Annotated in this window: 13 protein-coding genes; 4 read left to right on the forward strand and 9 right to left on the reverse strand. The window is 48.3% G+C overall.

Features of this window, described 5'->3' with window-relative positions; translation table 11 throughout:
* Positions 1 to 14: 14 nt before the first annotated feature.
* The 4 genes from EV209_RS04405 to EV209_RS04420 all read right to left on the reverse strand — a co-directional run bounded on the left by EV209_RS04405 (position 15) and on the right by EV209_RS04420 (position 4154).
* Entirely contained in the window at positions 15 to 869 is an 855-nt protein-coding gene (locus EV209_RS04405; RefSeq protein WP_130433426.1) for a sugar phosphate isomerase/epimerase family protein, read from the reverse strand.
* Positions 870 to 887: 18 nt separating this feature from the next.
* Positions 888 to 1748 (reverse strand): carbohydrate ABC transporter permease, encoded by an 861-nt coding sequence (locus EV209_RS04410; RefSeq protein WP_330520816.1) that lies wholly within the window; start codon positions 1746 to 1748, stop codon positions 888 to 890.
* A gap of 15 nt (positions 1749 to 1763) precedes the next feature.
* Positions 1764 to 2702, reverse strand: a complete 939-nt coding sequence (locus tag EV209_RS04415) for a carbohydrate ABC transporter permease (RefSeq protein ID WP_130433428.1) — start codon at positions 2700 to 2702, stop codon at positions 1764 to 1766.
* 105 nt (positions 2703 to 2807) lie between these two features.
* A complete protein-coding gene (locus EV209_RS04420; protein ID WP_130433430.1) occupies positions 2808 to 4154 on the reverse strand; it encodes an ABC transporter substrate-binding protein in 1347 nt (448 codons plus the stop codon).
* 449 nt (positions 4155 to 4603) lie between these two features.
* Between EV209_RS04420 and EV209_RS04425 the strand changes: the two genes are divergently transcribed.
* From EV209_RS04425 to EV209_RS04435, 3 genes are all read left to right on the forward strand, one after another.
* Positions 4604 to 6400, forward strand: coding sequence for a sensor histidine kinase (locus EV209_RS04425; protein ID WP_130433432.1), 1797 nt, complete (start codon positions 4604 to 4606; stop codon positions 6398 to 6400).
* A gap of 10 nt (positions 6401 to 6410) precedes the next feature.
* Positions 6411 to 8042: a response regulator transcription factor gene (locus tag EV209_RS04430; RefSeq protein ID WP_130433434.1), complete on the forward strand. Its 1632-nt coding sequence runs from the start codon at positions 6411 to 6413 to the stop codon at positions 8040 to 8042.
* Positions 8043 to 8110: 68 nt separating this feature from the next.
* On the forward strand, positions 8111 to 9796 hold the full coding sequence (locus EV209_RS04435) for a glycoside hydrolase family 2 protein (protein WP_130433436.1): 1686 nt from the start codon (positions 8111 to 8113) through the stop codon (positions 9794 to 9796).
* 94 nt (positions 9797 to 9890) lie between these two features.
* Here the strand turns inward: EV209_RS04435 and EV209_RS04440 are convergent, their stop codons facing one another.
* The 4 genes from EV209_RS04440 to EV209_RS04455 all read right to left on the reverse strand — a co-directional run bounded on the left by EV209_RS04440 (position 9891) and on the right by EV209_RS04455 (position 14563).
* Positions 9891 to 11258 carry an FAD-dependent oxidoreductase gene (locus EV209_RS04440; RefSeq protein ID WP_130433438.1) on the reverse strand — a complete coding sequence of 456 codons (1368 nt, stop codon included), beginning with the start codon at positions 11256 to 11258 and terminating at the stop codon, positions 9891 to 9893.
* 2 nt (positions 11259 to 11260) lie between these two features.
* On the reverse strand, positions 11261 to 11686 hold the full coding sequence (locus EV209_RS04445; protein ID WP_130433440.1) for an RrF2 family transcriptional regulator: 426 nt from the start codon (positions 11684 to 11686) through the stop codon (positions 11261 to 11263).
* A 245-nt stretch (positions 11687 to 11931) separates the two neighbouring features.
* A complete protein-coding gene (locus EV209_RS04450; protein WP_207220568.1) occupies positions 11932 to 13284 on the reverse strand; it encodes an MATE family efflux transporter in 1353 nt (450 codons plus the stop codon).
* A complete protein-coding gene (locus tag EV209_RS04455; protein ID WP_207220569.1) occupies positions 13271 to 14563 on the reverse strand; it encodes an MGH1-like glycoside hydrolase domain-containing protein in 1293 nt (430 codons plus the stop codon). The genes EV209_RS04450 and EV209_RS04455 overlap by 14 nt, the downstream gene beginning before the upstream one ends.
* A 156-nt stretch (positions 14564 to 14719) precedes the next feature.
* On the opposite strand from EV209_RS04455, the gene EV209_RS04460 reads away from it, so the two are divergent.
* Positions 14720 to 15580, forward strand: a complete 861-nt coding sequence (locus tag EV209_RS04460; protein WP_130433442.1) for a class I SAM-dependent methyltransferase — start codon at positions 14720 to 14722, stop codon at positions 15578 to 15580.
* A 117-nt stretch (positions 15581 to 15697) separates the two neighbouring features.
* Here EV209_RS04460 and EV209_RS04465 read toward each other — a convergent pair whose 3' ends face one another.
* Positions 15698 to 17053 (reverse strand): MATE family efflux transporter, encoded by a 1356-nt coding sequence (locus EV209_RS04465; protein ID WP_130433444.1) that lies wholly within the window; start codon positions 17051 to 17053, stop codon positions 15698 to 15700.
* Positions 17054 to 17064: the final 11 nt, after the last annotated feature.

The raw sequence follows: 17064 nt of genomic DNA on the forward strand, positions 1-17064 counted from the left end.
GGCGCCTCCCCGTCTCAACCCACAATCTTTTTGATGTATTCCAGATCGTTTTTCAGCTTTTCATCTGAGGTCTCTTCGGAAGAGAAGTCTTCAAATGTCACATAGGAATCATATCCCACTTCCTTCAGTGCCTTAAAGATCCGCTCAAAATCTGCGTACCCGTCAGAGAAGGGAGCCCAGTCAGGAGCATATTTCTCCTTACCGTCCACTTCTTTCTTAATCCACTGGGCGTTCTTAATATGAACCAGGTCAAGATACTCTCCCAGGATTTCAAAAGCCATCTTGTATTCTTCCAGACCCTCATAAATGGTGTTGCCGGTGTCATAAATCACACCGATATACCTGGGGTCAAAGTTGGAAGCCAGACGGTAAGCAGCGCTGGCAGAAGGGGTAATCGTACCCATGTGCATTTCGAAATCCGCCTTCACACCGTACTCTTTGGCCAGTTCCTGTACCTTTGTAAAACCTTCTACAGCCTCCTGATACAGCTTCTGATAACCCTTCTCAGGATCATATCTCAGACAGTTCACACGGATTCTGGAGCAGCCCATGATCCTGGCGGCCTTCATACATCTTGCGATCTTCTCAGGATCGTCAGAGCATTCCAGATATGTAGCCAGCGCATTGATTTCCAGACCATGCTTTTCACACAGCGCTTTAATTTCAGGCGCCAGTTCATCGATCTTTTCAATGTCATAGGTACAGCGGTTATTTCTCCAATAGGACGGATCTTCTGCCAGAATTTCGGGGTCAGTAGGGATCGCAGTCACACGGAAGTCCACGCCGTCGTAGCCATATTCTTTCATTTTAACCAATGCTTCTTCCGGAGTCATCTCCGGAACGCCTACGGTAAATACCGAGTATTTCATATATTATGCCTCCTGATATCAGCCCTTCAATCCACTGGTCGCAACGCCTTCCACGAAATATCTCTGCGTGAAGATGAATACGATGAACACAGGAATCAGGGCTACAGTAGCCGCGGCCATGATCAACTCATAGCTTGTGGTATACTGAGTATTAAAGGAACGCAGCATCAGCTGCAGAGTTTTCAGCTTAGAATCTGTTAAATAGATCAACGGACCCATGAAGTCATTCCACTCAAAGGTAAAGGATGTGATAGCCAGTGTGGCAACTGCGGGTTTGGACAGCGGCAGCATAATTCTCCACCAGATGCCGTACTCGCTAAGGCCGTCAATTCTGGCCGCCTCAATCAGTTCATTCGGAATACCCATATAGAACTGACGCATCATGAACACGCCCATTGCTGTAAACGCATGCATCAGGATAATGCCCAGATGGCTGTTGGTCAGACTGAATGCAGTCATCATCTTGAACTGAGGCACCATGTATACCTGCCAGGGAATAGAGATGGTCATTACATAGAGCATAAACAGCAGGTCTCTTCCCTTAAACTCCAGCTTTGCAAACGCATACGCGGCAAAACTGGAAGTAGTGATCTGAAGGATCATGGTACACAGTGTCAGCTTTGTAGTATTGAAGAAACCCAGGCCCAGAGGCTGTGCGGTCCAGATACGGGAATAGTTCTCCCAATGGAGAGTTTCCGGAATCAGACGGAAGGGGATCTCAAATACTGTGCTGGAAGTTTTCAGGGACGCGGACAACATCCAGATGAAAGGCACCAGCATCACCAATGCGCCTAAAATCAGCGCCAGGTAGAGGAAAATTTTTCCTATCAGCTTGCCAGCTGTCATTTTTGGTTTAACTCTTACTTTTGTTTCAGCCATTTTCCTCACCTCCTATTATAAATAGCTCGTGAAGCGTTTCTCCACGCGGAACTGGATCAATGTTACAATGATTACGATAATCAAAAGAATAACAGACAAAGCACTGGCATATCCATAACGATAGCTGACAAACGCGCTGTTATAGATGTGATAAGCCAACACCTTGGTCGCCTCACCAGGACCGCCCTGGGTAGTGATGAACATGATATCGTAAGACTTGAAGGTGCTCACGATCAGCATCATCAATACGAAGAAGGTGGTAGGAGTTACCGTGGGCCAGGTTACGTTAAAGAAACGTTTTACACTGTTGGCGCCATCGATTTTCGCTGCTTCATACAATTCACCAGGCACGCCCTGCAGAGCTGCCAGGTACACTACCATATAATAACCAATGCCTTTCCATACAGTCAGACCGATGATGGTAGGCATTGCCCATGTCGTAGAGGCCGCCCACTTAGGAGGATTTGCAATACCAATAGCCCGCAGAATTTCATTCACCGGACCCATCGTAGGGTTAAACAGAGCCATCCATACAGCAGCAATTGCAACCAGAGACGCTACATAAGGGAAAAACAGAATCGAACGGAAGATCACGCGTCCTTTGATCTTGCAGTTCATTAAAATTGCCAGTAACAGTGACAAAATCAGTGTAATCGGCACGGTTACAACCGTATAATACAGGGTGTTCAGCAGGGAAATAGTAAAACTACTGTCCTTGGTAAACATGTAAACGAAATTTTCCAGACCCACAAACTGAATCGGGTTGCTGGAATCCCACTGGCAAAAGCTCAGTGCGACCGAAAATACAATCGGCACGAATGTCAGGATTAAGAATCCCAGAAAATTCGGCAAAATAAAAGAATATGCAACCAGCGCTTTCTTTCTCTTATAGCTTCCGCTGGAAGGATTCTTCTTTTTTTTAGGCTGCAGGGCAGTTGCATTGGCTTCGCTCATAAGCTGCCTCCTCTCGTTTCTTTTTTTCAAAGATAATGTTCCGGAATTGCCTCCCGGAACATTATCTCTGTGATCTATTTCCTTCCGGAAATTAAGTTCCTTTTATTACTTGACGTCCAGCTGTTCCTGAACCTTAGACTTCAGCAGTTCAATGCCTTCATCAATGCCTACGCTTCCTGTCATGATAGCGCTGTGCTGGTCATCAAATGCCTTAGATGCTGCCTTACCATTCTTAACCATAGGCTGCTCTACAACATACTCTTCCAGATCCAGATACTTGGACAGGCCTTCAGGGCAATGCTCATAATCTTTAGCAAATCCATCGAAGATATCCAGTACTGCAGGAGAATTATAACCAGGAACGATACCTGTAGCGGCCAGAACCTTAGCACCTTCTTCACCACATACATACTGAACGAACTTCCATGCCCACTGAGGGTTCTTGCCATAAGCGCCTACAGCAACAGGAGTAACGCCGCCTACTGCAGTAGTATTGCCTTCGCCCTTGTCGTTCGGCAGTGCGCATACGCCCCAGTCAAAGGTGATCTTATCTTCAGTTGTCAGCTTCTCTTCTTCAAGCAGGTTGTTGATCTGCCATGTACCGATCTGGATCATAGCTGCCTGCTCATGCTGGAACACGTCTCTGTAGTGTGCGCTGGAAGCCTTGGCAGTACCAAAGTCCATTGCAACACCTTCATCCTGCATCTTAACCATTACTTCATAGTAAGGCTTCAGAGCGTCATATGTAGAAGTATCCATCTGGTTAAACTCTTTGATTCTGCGAGCATACATATATACGTTGGAAGACCAGGTATGTGTGAAATGTCCGTATACCTTGTTTGATCCTTCACCAGAAGTCACCTGCTTGGCCAGTTCATAGTACTCTTCCATGGTCATGCCATCTTCAGGATACTTCACGCCAGCTTCATCAAAGATGCGCTTGTTGTAGAAAATCAGGTTGTTGTCCTTACGGAAAGGAACACAATATGTCTTGCCGTCAACCTGTGTAGCCTCAACCAGACCGGAATAAGCCTTGGCATCCCATGTCTCGTCAGCTGCCAGCAGATCGTCCAGAGCCAGTACATGTCCCTGCTCGATCAGAGCGGACAGTCCGGGAAGACCCTTCATGAACACTACGTCCAGGTCGCTCTTGCCGCTGAGCTGTGTGGTAACAACGTCCTCATAGTTGTCAGCGTCGAACTCTGTAACTTCAACCTTCACGTTCGGATACTTTTTCATAAATCCGTCGATCATGGTTTTGTAGTACTGTGTCTTGGAATAGTCCCACAGAGAAACCTTCAGTGTAACCTCCTCTGCCGTGTCAACGGTAGACGGCTGTAATGCCGTGGGAGCTGCTGTGCTCTCAGTCTTTCCGTCGCTTCCACATCCTGCCAGCATACCAAGTCCCATGGTAGCAGACAGGCCTAACGCTACTGCTTTTTTGAATTTCATAATTCTTACCCTCCACTCTCTTGAATGTTTTTGTCCGGTCCTTACCTTTTTGCACAAACCCGAACGTCTCTTACAGTTAGTATTGTATATTTTTCACAAGGAAATCTCAAGGAAATATTATATGATTTTGTGTCCTATTTTATTTTCCTAACCTGTTTTTTCATTTTTACATGTAAAATTTTATTTTTCCATGTGTTATATTCTCCTTTGTTTGTTTCTTTTTCACTTTAACCTGTTCATGTAGAAGAATTTATTGATATAATTTGCCAGTATTCTAACCTGTCCGCCCCGCTTTCTTTCATATTTTTATATAATTATTCAATGTTTTATAAAGAGCTTTATAAAACTTGCATTTTTCATTGACTTTCTTCTATTATTATTCTATACTAAATTTAACTTTTTTTTGAATTGAAAACGTGTTAAAATAAAGAACAGACAGGGTGATATGGATGGAACTGTGGCATAGCCTGAAGTTTAAACTGATATTTTTTTGCTGTATTCTCACACTGGGGTTGTCTCTTTCCTTTGGGGTGTGGCTGTACCATACCACGCAGACCCAATACCGTTCCCAGCAGATTGACCATATCAGATATACGCAGGAAAATTCTCTGCTGAGCGTGAGTTCCTCTTTTCAGCAGCTTCAGCGTTACGCATATCTGATGTCCAACGACGCAGATATTTCCGCTTACCTGAACAGCCTGTCTATTTATGAAGAAGATTTTACTTATAAAGTAGTTAAAGCAGTTACTGCCGTTCAGACAATTTCCTCGTCAAACAGCGTCAGATATATTGATAAAATGATGCTTTCTTCCCGGCGCCATTATCACTGTATCCTGAGCGGTTCTCTGTCCGGCAGCCAGAGCGATATTTATGATTTCTACCGGCTCTGCCCTCCTACTGATTCTATGTCTCTTTTTCCTTATAAGATATCAGAGAGCCCTTTTATCTATCGTTCCAGAGAAAGCACTGTTCTTCCTGTCAAATTCCGGGTATATACAAATTACTCGAAATATGCCGGGGATCTGTATATTGCATTGAATACAGACTTTTTTGCAGACGCCTTTGAATCTTTTCAGGAGTATTATCTGATCCTGGGGGATTACTGCTATTATGTACACGACGGGCAATTCCAGACTGTAGAGATTCCGATCAAAGAAGATATTTCCGCTTACAAGAGCGCTATGGTCAATCAGGGCAGCCGGCCTCTGATTACCGCCGCCGATGGTACTGAAATGATCTTGTCCGGTTCGCCTACCATGGATCTTTACCTGCTGAATCCCCTGCCAAAAGCAGGAATCGCCCTGCCTTTTGCCAATGTGCTTCTGGACGGGCTCCTGATTCTGGGCATTGTGATGTTCATCTTCTTTTTCTTCTATTTAATGATGCAGAAGTTTATTACCAGGCCGGTAAGGGAAATAAAGCGGCAGCTGCAGCAGATATCCAGAGGAGATTTTTCATTGCCCGGGGATGCCGGGGACCGGGGCGGCATCCGGGAATTTACAGAGATCTTCGTACAGCTGGACCAGGTATCCAGGGATTTGTCTGCAATGATCCTGCAGCTGCAGGCAGAGGAGGCAAATAAACGTAATTATGAATTTCGTCTGCTGCAAAATCAAATCCATCCGCATTTTATTTACAATACGCTGAATTCAATACGCTGGCTGGGCGAACTAAACGGGCTTCCCAGTATTGTGGATATGACCACCTCCCTTTCCAGCATGCTGAAAAAAGTATTCCGCAGCTCTTCTGAATGGACCACCGTGAGCGAAGAAGTTGCGTTTATCCGGGAATACGCTCACCTGCAGTCCTTCCGCTACGGCGATACGTTCCGGATGGAATATGACATTCAAGATGAAAGCTTGTATGATGTCTGGATTCTGCGATTTACTCTTCAGCCGCTTGTGGAAAATGCAATATTTCATGGCATTGAGCCATCCAGAAGGCGGGGCGTTATCCAGATTCGCATTTTCCGGGACGGCGGCGATCTAGTGCTGGACGTACGGGACAATGGCATCGGAATGGATCAGACGGAACTGGAGAATCTGATGTCTCATCCCGGACATACGGATCAGATTTCCGGCATCGGCATACGCAATATCCATCAGCGGATCTTTATGGAATTTGGAGCCCCCTATGGTTTGGAGATTGAAAGCGTTAAAAATGAGTTCACCTGTATCCATATCAGGATGCCCCTGCTGGCAGAGCAGCCGGAGGCAGCCGCGGCGGTACAGACTGTAAAACAATAAGGAGACTTTTATGTATAAAATCTTAATTGCAGATGATGAACCGCTGGCGAGAATTGGCCTGTCAACGATGATCAGTTCTGCTTTCGACCAGGTAGAGCTGACAGGAAGTGTCCGGGACGGGCAGGAAGCAGTGGAAGCCATCCAGCAGAACATGCCTGATATTATTATCACCGACATTAAAATGCCTGTTATGGACGGGCTGGAGCTGCTTCAATATGTACATGAGCACTTTGAACCGCCGGTTCCTCTCTTTATTTTTCTGACCAGTTACGAAGATTTTCAGTATGTAAGGACAGCGCTGAAGCTGGAAGCATATGATTATTTGGTAAAAATGGAGTTTAATAAAGAAATCCTCACCCAGGTTTTGGAACGCGCTTTTCTGAAAGTTGATGAAGAGAGAAAAAAATATGCCCGCGCGGCGGAATCTGATGAACAGGCCAATACAAATCTATTTATTAACCGCTTTCTGTACCATCTGCTCAGCGGAGGTTATTATTCCGAGGAACAGGTTTTAGATATTGCCAGGGACTATCATCAGGATCTCAGCGCTGACAGATATCAGACAATCGCGTTGCAGCTCAGATACACTGATAAAATCGCAGGACAGAAAACGCAGTACAGCATGTATATGAATATCCTGAATGCCGTTAAAACTGTGATCAGCCGCTATACAAGATGTATCATGGTGGCGTATAATCACCAGACAATCGGTATAATCCTGCTCCTGGACAAGGACGCGGATATGAAGAGTATCTGTAATCACGCGCTGTCCGACGCCGGGAACCTCTGCCGACAGTATTTCAATATCAAGCTTTGTTCCGGCGTGGGGATGGAGTCCGGCTCTGTTGTAGATGTTGCCTCCAGTTTTTCCTGCGCCCGCCGTGCTCTGAATGACGCCGCCGGTGCAGACGATATTATATTTTACAGCGTTAACCACCACCTGCATCAGAATGCCGATCCTAATTTCAGCATCAGCGAGCTGAATCATAATTTGATCACGGCTCTGGAGCATAATGATATCCTGCTGTTCGATAAAACCATAGAAACGCTGAGCGCCCAGCTGGATCAATCCAGCCCGGAGACAGTAATTAATATGATATCCTGCCTGATTCACTGGATCATCAACTGTCTGAGCAACGGCGAACAGCTGCTTGCAGACGCTTTTGCCAAAGAACCGCGGGGATACCAGGTGCTGTACACCTATCATTCCCGCACTGAAATATCCGCTTATCTCAGCAAAATTTCCCAGCTGGTCCGCGGGGTGATGCAGAAACAGCTCAATGATCCAAAATATAAGATCACAATGGATGCAAAAGCCTATATTCAGGAGCACATTTATAATAAGCTTTCTCTGAGCGAAGTTGCCTCCGCCATCGGGATCAGTCAGAACTATCTGTCCTCTCTTTTCAAGCTTTATAATGATCTCGGGTTTTCGGATTATGTGGCAAGCCTGAAGATTAAAATGGCTCAGAAGCTTCTGGCTACAGAACATCTGAAGATCTATCAGGTGAGCGAAAAGCTGGGCTTTGATAATCCCCAGTATTTCAGTAAAGTATATAAAAAGTATACCGGTTACAGTCCGTCAGAATTTACTGCAGTCTCCCAGGAGCAGCAGTCAGGTTCCCGAGAGAAGGAGCACTGAATTTTTTCCGGAAGGCACAGCGGTTTGACCACCGCTATGTACATAAATTCTTTTAAGGAGAGAAAAAAATGATCCGTACATTCAACACCCACAACATCCGTCCCCAAAAGGAGCTTACGGGCAGCCTGTGGCAGTTCACTCCCTGTCAGGGAGAATTCTCAGGCAAGACTTATCAGGTTCCCACCCCCAGCTGCTGGGAAAGCTATCCGGATTTCACAGCTTACCGCGGGGAAGGCGTATACCGCACCATTTTCCGTGCAGGCGGCAATATCCGTCTGGAATTCAAGGGGGTAAGCCATACTGCCGTTGTTACTCTGGACGGAAAAGAAATTGCTTCTCATTATAATGCCTTTACCATGTTCCACGCCGACGTACCGGGGCTGGAGGAAGGCGAGCATGTTCTGGAAATCAAGGCGGACAATCGTTTCAGTGAGGACAGCGCCCTGCATATCCCCAACGATTACATGACCTACGGCGGTATCAACCGCCCCGTCGTTCTGGAGCAGGTTGCTGATGTATATGTGAAGTGGGTTCATGTAACCCCCTGCCGCTGCGGCAGCGAATGGAATGCAAAAATTGAAGTCTGCCTGACCAATATTTCAGACAGAGAACATACCGTGAATGCGGAAACTGAATTGGCCGGCCAGACACTGTGTTGGGAAAACCAGACGGTTCCCGCAGGCCAGGAAATCGTGCTGTCCGCTGAATCCGCTTTCCCCGGCGCGGAGACCTGGGCGCCTGAGAGCCCCGTACTGTATCATGTTACTGTAACCGTATCGGAAAACGGCGCTGTTATCGACGATCTGATTGATAGGACAGGTTTTCGCGAAGTAAAGATCGAAGGGAAGAAAATCCTGCTCAATGGCCGCGCTATCCGCATCAAAGGATTCTGCCGCCATGAGGACCATCCCCAGTTCTGCTGCGCTCTGCCCTACCAGGCCATCGCCGCTGACCTGGAAACCGCAAAGCACCTGGGCGCGAACTCCATGCGTACCTCCCATTATCCCAATGATGAAATTTTCCTGGATCTCTGTGATGAGCAGGGTATTCTGGTGTGGGAAGAAAACCATGCCCGCGGCCTTACCCTGGAACACATGCAGAACCCGAACTTTGAACGCCAGGCCGAAGACTGTATCCGTGAAATGATTCCCGCCCATTATAACCATCCCTGTATTTATATCTGGGGAATCCTTAATGAATGCGCCAGCGAAACAGAATATGGGAAAGAGTGCTACAGCAAACAGTACGCGCTGATCAAAGAGCTGGACAGTTCCAGACCCCGTTCGTCTTCCAGCTGCAAGTTCAAAACTGATCTTTGTTTCGGATTCCCTGAGGTGGTTTCCTATAACATTTACCCTCAGTGGTATCATGATGCTCCGGTAGATGAATATCTGGCCGATCTTTATCAGTGGGTTCAGGATGAAACGGAAGGTTCCGGAAAGCCTTTCCTGATCACGGAAATCGGCGCCGGCGCCATCTACGGATACCGCACTCCCACTAAATGCAAATGGAGCGAAGAATATCAGGCGGATACCCTGGAAAAGCAGATCACAGCAGTGCTCTCCCAGCCCGGCTGCAGCGGCATCTACATCTGGCAGTTCTGTGATGTGCGCGTCAGCAACGAATGGTTCAGCAACCGCCCCCGTTCCATGAACAATAAGGGGATTGTAGATGAATACCGCCGCAGAAAATTGTCCTATGAAACGGTGAAACAGCTGTACGAATCCTATTCCACCTATGTGGATGAAGATTGATCCCGCCTTACAGATATTGATTCAGAAGTATCCCTTGTAATTGAAAAAATCCGGGCAAAGCGAGTAACTTCTGCCCGGATTTTTTGTTCCCATATTACAGCTCCGCTAAAAGGTCATTGATCCCTTCGCTCATCACGGGATGGTTATAGATACCGTCCCGCAAAACAGTATACGGTATCCCCGCGTCTATTGCTATTTTAAACAAGTTAATCATTTCATGGGATTCCGCACAGTATAAATGCGCTCCCAAAATCAAGCCAGTCTGCCGGTCCACCACCGCTTTCAAAATCCCTGCTGTTTTTCCAAGCGCTTTGGCTTTGGGAATCGCGGCTGCAGGAAGAACAGCTGTCTTTATATCCAGCCCGGCTGCCCTGGCTTCCTTTTCCGTCATCCCTACTCTGGATACCGGCGGGTCTAGAAAAATGCTGTATGGTATGGCGCCGCGGTTTTCAGTCGTCCGGCCGCCGTTCCCTAAAAGCTGGGATTTGATGATTCTGCTGTCATCCAGAGAAATATAAGTAAACTGCAGTCCGCCTTTCACATCTCCCATCGCCCAGATATGCGGTACTGAAGTTTTCAGTTGAGAATCCACACGCACAGCATTCCGGCCGTTCAGTTCCACCCCTGCCGCCTCCAGATTCAGCATATCGGTATTCGGACGGCGGCCGGCCGCTATGAGAACCGCGTCTGCTTTCAGGTTCACGATTTTCTCTGATGTCCTGACTGTCAGAACCGTCCCATCGTTTTCATCCTGCACAGACAGTGTTTCTGCTTCATTCACCACACGGATCCCCCGCTCGGCAAACTCCTTCAGTACAGCCTGCGAAATTTCTTCTTCCTCTTTAGGCATAAAGGCTTTGCCATGCTGCAAAACTGTTACTTCTGAACCGAAATTTGCGTAAAAGGAGGCAAACTCTAATCCGATATATCCGCCGCCGATCACTGCCAGCCTGCGCGGGAGCCGGTCCAGCTCCATCATCGTTTCACTGGTATACACATGGCTGCTCTGTTTCAGGCCTTCAATAGGGGGAACTGCCGGAACAGCCCCTGTATCCAGATAAAAGTATTCCCCATACAGCTCCTGGATTCCTCCCTCCGCCAGCTTTACCTGTATTCTGTGAGGATCCAGAAAGGAAGCCTCTCCGGTGATTACCGTTACCCCTGCTCCTACGGCCTTCTTGTAATTATTTTCACGAAGCCCTGCTGTGAGGCGCCTCTTTTCCTCCACCGCATCCCGATAACGAGCCGCCCGGTCTTCAAAGCCGCCTCCCTGAACAGCCGAAAGCCTCGCGCTGTGTTCCAGCATCTTTGTAGGTATACAGGCCACGTTTGGGCATGCCCCGCCGTACATCATAGCGGAGCGTTCCACCAGCGCCACATCTTCTCCTGCTGCTGCCAGAATTGCTGATAATGTTTTGCCGCCCTTACCGAATCCAATAACAATATGTTTAAATCTCCTCATCTTTACTCCTCCTTTTTATTTTGAAAAATCTGTTCTTCAATCCCTGCGATGGTCCTTTTCTTCATCAGTTCATAACATCCTGCATTCAATTCTTCCATTATTCCGTCCATCATTCTCCCCATACCGGAAGAAACCAGGCACTCTTTATCCACATCCCCGCTCCGCCAGTTTGTGGATACAAAGCGCGTTTTCAGCGCCTCAGCCACTTCAGCCAGCGTCACAGCCCGCGCATCACCGATGAACCGGAATCCGCCCACGCTCCCCTCACGGGCTTCCACCAGGCCTGCCTGCTTCAGCCTGGACAAAATTTTTCTAACCCGGGCCGGATTCGTACAGATATTGTCCGCCAGTTCTTCACTAGATACAAAATCTCCTTTGTGATCCAGATACACTAATGCGTGTACCGCCACATTAAATTCACTGTTCATCTCTCTCCCCTCTGCCTCTGTTCATATTTTCCAACTGTTACCGAAATTGTTTCAGTTATACTGTAACTATATCATGTACAGTTCGTGCTGTCAAGTGCTTTCTGCAAGCGGCATCATTTCTTACCCGAAGCGCGATCCCCCGGAGGGTTTAGTTGCATAGGAACTGCCGTTTCCCATGCGCAAAAAATTACACGCCGGACAGACTATCCGCTGTCCGGCGCCCTTTACCCTTTAAATTCCGCCGCTTATTTTTTCACTGCAAAGCCATGAATCCAGTCAGCCTTAAAATAATAAATCATCAGAATCAGGGAACTGATGCTCCAGGTGATGGGAAATGCCCAGAAGATTGCCTGAATCTCATGAATAAACCTGGTGATCACTGTGATGTAGGACACCCGGATCACGCACCAGCTGGCAATCATTACCAGCATGGGGATCACTGCTTTCCCGGCTCCCCGCAGGATGCCGGATACGCAGTGGGAGTATGAAAGCAGGAAATAAAATATGGAAATAGTATGAATCTGCAGGACGCCATATGCTACCGTATCCGGGCTGCTGTTAAATATCCCGATCAGCGGCCCCGCAAATACGTACATGACCACCGCCACCGCTTCTGCCAGCAGCACAGACAGCAAAATCCCGAAGCGCGCTCCTTTCTTTGCCCTTTCATATTCACCCGCGCCCAGGTTTTGGCCTATAAAGGTAGTCATCGCCAAAGAGAAACTAGTAATTGGCAAAAATGCAAAGCCCTCCAGCTTGGAATAGGAGCCGCACCCGGCCACCGCGCCCGCTCCAAATGCGTTGATATTGGTTTGGACAATGATATTGGCAAATGCGATTATAGAATTCTGCACGCCGCTGGGCAGGCCCATCCTCAGAATTTCCTTCAGCATAGCCCACTCCATACGGACTTTTGACCACCGCACCCTGTACTCTTCCTGAATCCTCCCCAATCTGGCAAAAGCAAGGACAGCGCACACAGCCTGAGAGAGTACTGTAGCCAGAGCCGCCCCACCTACTCCCATCTGAAATACAGCTACAAACAAAAGATCAAGCACTACATTCACCACAGATGATACCGCCAGGTAATATAAGGGATGGCGGCTGTCACCCACAGCCTGAAAAATTCCGTTTGCGGCGTTATACAGCATCACTGCGCCGATTCCGCCAAAATAAATTCTGAAATAAAGAATGGAGTTTGGCAGCACCGAATCCGGCGTCCCCATCATGCGCAGAATAGGCGGAACAAATATCAGCCCTGCTGCAGTCATCACCGCGCTGGCGGCAACAGCAAAACCCACAGATGTGTGCACCGCCCGCTCCACCATCTTCTCCTGCCTGGCTCCATAGTATCTGGAAATCACCACTCCCGCTCCCATGAATATCCCCGTAATCAGGCCCACCATCAGGAAAATCAGGTTTCCGGCTGAGCTGACCGCAGCCAGAGCGTCTTCTCCCACAAAATTGCCTACTACAACGGAATCTACCACATTATACAGCTGTTGGAACAGATTTCCGCAGAACACAGGAAAAGCAAACCGGAGAATCCTTCCGCTGACAGATCCTTCCGTCATCCGCACTGAGTCACTTTTGGACATGATCGAAACCTTCTTTCCATTCAATCATATTGAGCACAAGATAATTCCAGTTCTGAAAACCAGGGTTGATCACTGGTTCTCCCGTTTCAGGCTCATAATATTCATGAAGCACTCCTGTCTTTTCCAGATCCCGCCCGAACAGCTGCACCGTCTTCTCTGCCATGTCCAGAGCCTCCCTGACCTTGCCGTAACGCGCCATCCCGGCAAAAGTCATATAATTGGATACGCCCCATACCGGGCCCAGCCAGTCAGAGGGATTGTTAGACGCCTTGACACAGTACATTTTTTCCAGCCTGGAAAGCGTGCGTATCCCATAGGGTGCGCAAAAGGTATCCTCCTCCCAATAGCGGGAACAAACTCTTTCCGCCTGATCGTCAGTGGCAATCCCGGACCACATGGCCAGGAAACCGGACCAGACATCAATACGCTGAATCAGACAGGGCCAGTGCCTGGGCATTCCACAATGCAGCTCCGCTCCCGGGTTCACGGGACGCAGATTAAGGTCTACGCTATAAAAAAATCCGTCCCGCTCATCCCAGCAGTATTTCTGCACGGCAGTTTTCAGTTCTTCCGCCCGCTCCAGGAATATCCTTCCAATCCCCTCTTCTCCCAGCCGGCCGGCCAAATAAGCAGCATCCTGCAGTTCCCGGAACATCATGCAATTCAGATAGATGGAAGCAGAACTTCCGGCAGGCCGGAAAAATGTGCATGGATCATTGTCCACGCCAATAGCCAGATCTGTCTGCCAGTAATACAGACCTGTTTCTGCATCCCGATGATGGCTGTAATAATTATCCAAAAAACGCGTCAGCTTCTCAAATTGAGGAAGCAGCCAGCCTGCGTCTCCTCCATCCTCCCGCACCAAAAGCGCGGCATGCTGCGCAAGACAGGGCTTATGCATATTTTCCCGGTAAATATTCTCCGGTTTATCCAGAATTTTCATGCCCGAAGGGACTCCCTCAATAATAAATGGAATCCAGCCGCTTTCATCACAGTGATCCAAATAATTCAGAATACATCCCCTCTCATAAGGCAGCGCCTGCGTCCTGGCCGCATCTCTTTTCTCTTCCGGCAGGTTTCTCATGATCTGGCGGATAGCCATATCCGTCAGCCAGGAATCCCAATCCCAAAGACAAGCGGCGTATTGTCTGCTTCCCGGAACTAAATAAGGATATTTCAAGGTTCCTTCCGCTTCACGAAACATCTTTATGTAATCGCGTCCAAGCCCGCTTTTCAGAATTTCCGCATACCGGGCGGTACTTTCCCGTTTCCATTCCATTTCTTTTCCTCCTGAACAAAACTGTTTTTATTCTACCAAATTTATATTCATTTTTCAACTGCATCGGTTTCTTGAAACTGATTGACAAAAAAACCAGAATACCTCTATAATAAAGGGACAATAATCAGCCGCGCGCTGAGGAAAGCAGGAATAGAAATGTGGATCGCATCTGAATGGAAAGATTATGAAGTGATAGATACCTCTCAGGGAGAAAAACTGGAGCGCTGGGGGAATTATCTGCTGATTCGCCCTGACCCGCAGGTGGTCTGGAATACGCCTAAAACACACAAGGGCTGGACAAAATGCAGCGGACATTACCACCGCAGCTCCAAGGGCGGCGGTCAGTGGGAATTTTTCGATCTGCCGCAACAGTGGAGCGTCAGCTATAAAGGCCTCACCTTCCAGTTAAAGCCCTTCAGCTTCAAGCATACCGGGCTGTTCCCGGAGCAGGCCGCCAACTGGGACTGGTTCGGGAGCCTGATCCGGCAGGCAGGCAGGCCGGTAAAGGTTCTGAATTTGTTTGCTTATACCGGCGGCGCTACTCTGGCCGCAGCCCAGGCAGGAGCGGCTGTCACTCATGTAGACGCATCCAAGGGCATGGTGACCTGGGCCCGGGAAAACGCGAAATCCAGCGGCCTGGAAAATGCTCCAATCCGCTGGATCGTCGATGACTGTATGAAATTTGTGGAGCGGGAAGCCCGCCGGGGAAACACCTACGACGCAATTATCATGGACCCCCCCTCTTACGGCCGCGGCCCCAAGGGAGAAATATGGAAAATTGAGGACGCCATACATCCTCTCGTAAAGGCATGTGCTGCTATTCTTTCGCCTGCCCCGCTTTTTTTCCTCATCAACTCCTATACAACAGGCTTTGCCCCTTCTGTTCTCAGTTATCTGCTGGGTACAGAGGTGGTCTCCCGCTTTGGGGGTACTGTCCAATCTGACGAGGTTGGCCTCCCTGTAAAGGAAACGGGACTGACGCTTCCCTGCGGTTCTTCCGGAAGATGGCAGATGTAATTGCCGAAAAATTCAGGTTCTCGCAATATAAAGCCGGTATCAGCAGCTCTAAAGCTCATAATACCGGCTTTTTCATTGCACAGGAAACTGCATTCCCTATGCAGCAAAACCCTCCGTTTATTTTGACGGTTTCGCCAACCTGTGGATCCAACGGTACCGGTTTGCCCGCACTGCAATTGGAATACATTTAAAAATCTGATCTGAGTTCAGCAGCGCCACCACCGCCACCACCGGAAGTTTCCAGTAGAATGCCGCCAGGAAAGACAGCGGCATCACAATTCCCCAGGTGGAAATCAGATTGACTACCAGTGAAAATTTCACATCTCCCCCTCCCTTTATGATGCCTGAACCAGTGGGCATCTGATAGGCCATTCCCACCATGATGAAACTCATCAGTATCAATATCTGATCCGCCATCACTCTTGCCTCGTCCGTCAGAGTATAGATACTCAGGAAAGGCTTTCTCATCAAAAACAGGCCCAGCCCCAGGAGCAGGCCGAAAATCAGATACATCACCTGCAGCGTACGGCTATAGGATTTTATTTTATCCATATCCCCGCTGCCTACGGTTCTCCCCATCAGAACAGCCGACGCAGAAGCCTCTCCTACTGTCACCACCTTCAGATACTGGAACATGGTTGTGGAAACGGAATTTGCCGCTATCGCATCAGATGACAGACGTCCCAAAATTCCGGTCTGAATGGGAGTGGCAATGCTCCAGAATATCTGCGTAAAGAAAAGAGGGCAGAGAACCTTGAAAAAATCCCGGAAATATTCCGCTCTGATACGAAACATTCTGGATACGGACAGCCGCAGCTTTTGATCCCGAAAGCCCAGATAGAGCAAAATCACAGCCAATTCCAGTATACGGGCCGTCAGCGTTCCAACAGCAGCTCCCCGTATTCCCATTTCCGGAAACCCAAAATGCCCGAAAATCAAGGTATAATTGATCCCCACATCCACCGCCAGGGACAGCAGCGACACTGCAAAAGAAATTCCCACTGTCTCCACGCTGCGCAGCGCTGCCATCAGCACAGTAGTCAGAATATAAATCGGGTAAGTAAAACGGATCAATTCCAGATAGGCCAGGCCCTGAGCTATAATTGCTTCATCCCCAGTGAACAGGCCCAAAATCCAATAGGGGCAGGACGTTGTCAGTACAAAAACCAGGCCGCCAAGCAAAAGCCCTGCCAAGACCCCCAGGCCGGTAAACTTGTGGATCGGGGATGTGTTCCTGGCGCCCCAATACTGGGAATTAATCACAATCATACTGTCACCTATGGCCATAGTGAGCTGCTGGACCATAAACTGGATCATATTTACCGCAGCGGCACCTGACAGCGCATCCTGGCAGTAAGCGCCCAGCATCAGATTATCCGCCATGTTCACGCTGTATGCGATCACATTTTGCAACACTACCATAACCATCAACCGCGCCAGCGTCCTATAGAAATTTTTATCTTTCGTAAACATTCTTTTACTTT

The sequence above is a fragment of the Cuneatibacter caecimuris genome, assembly GCF_004216775.1.
Taxonomy (GTDB): domain Bacteria; phylum Bacillota; class Clostridia; order Lachnospirales; family Lachnospiraceae; genus Cuneatibacter; species Cuneatibacter caecimuris.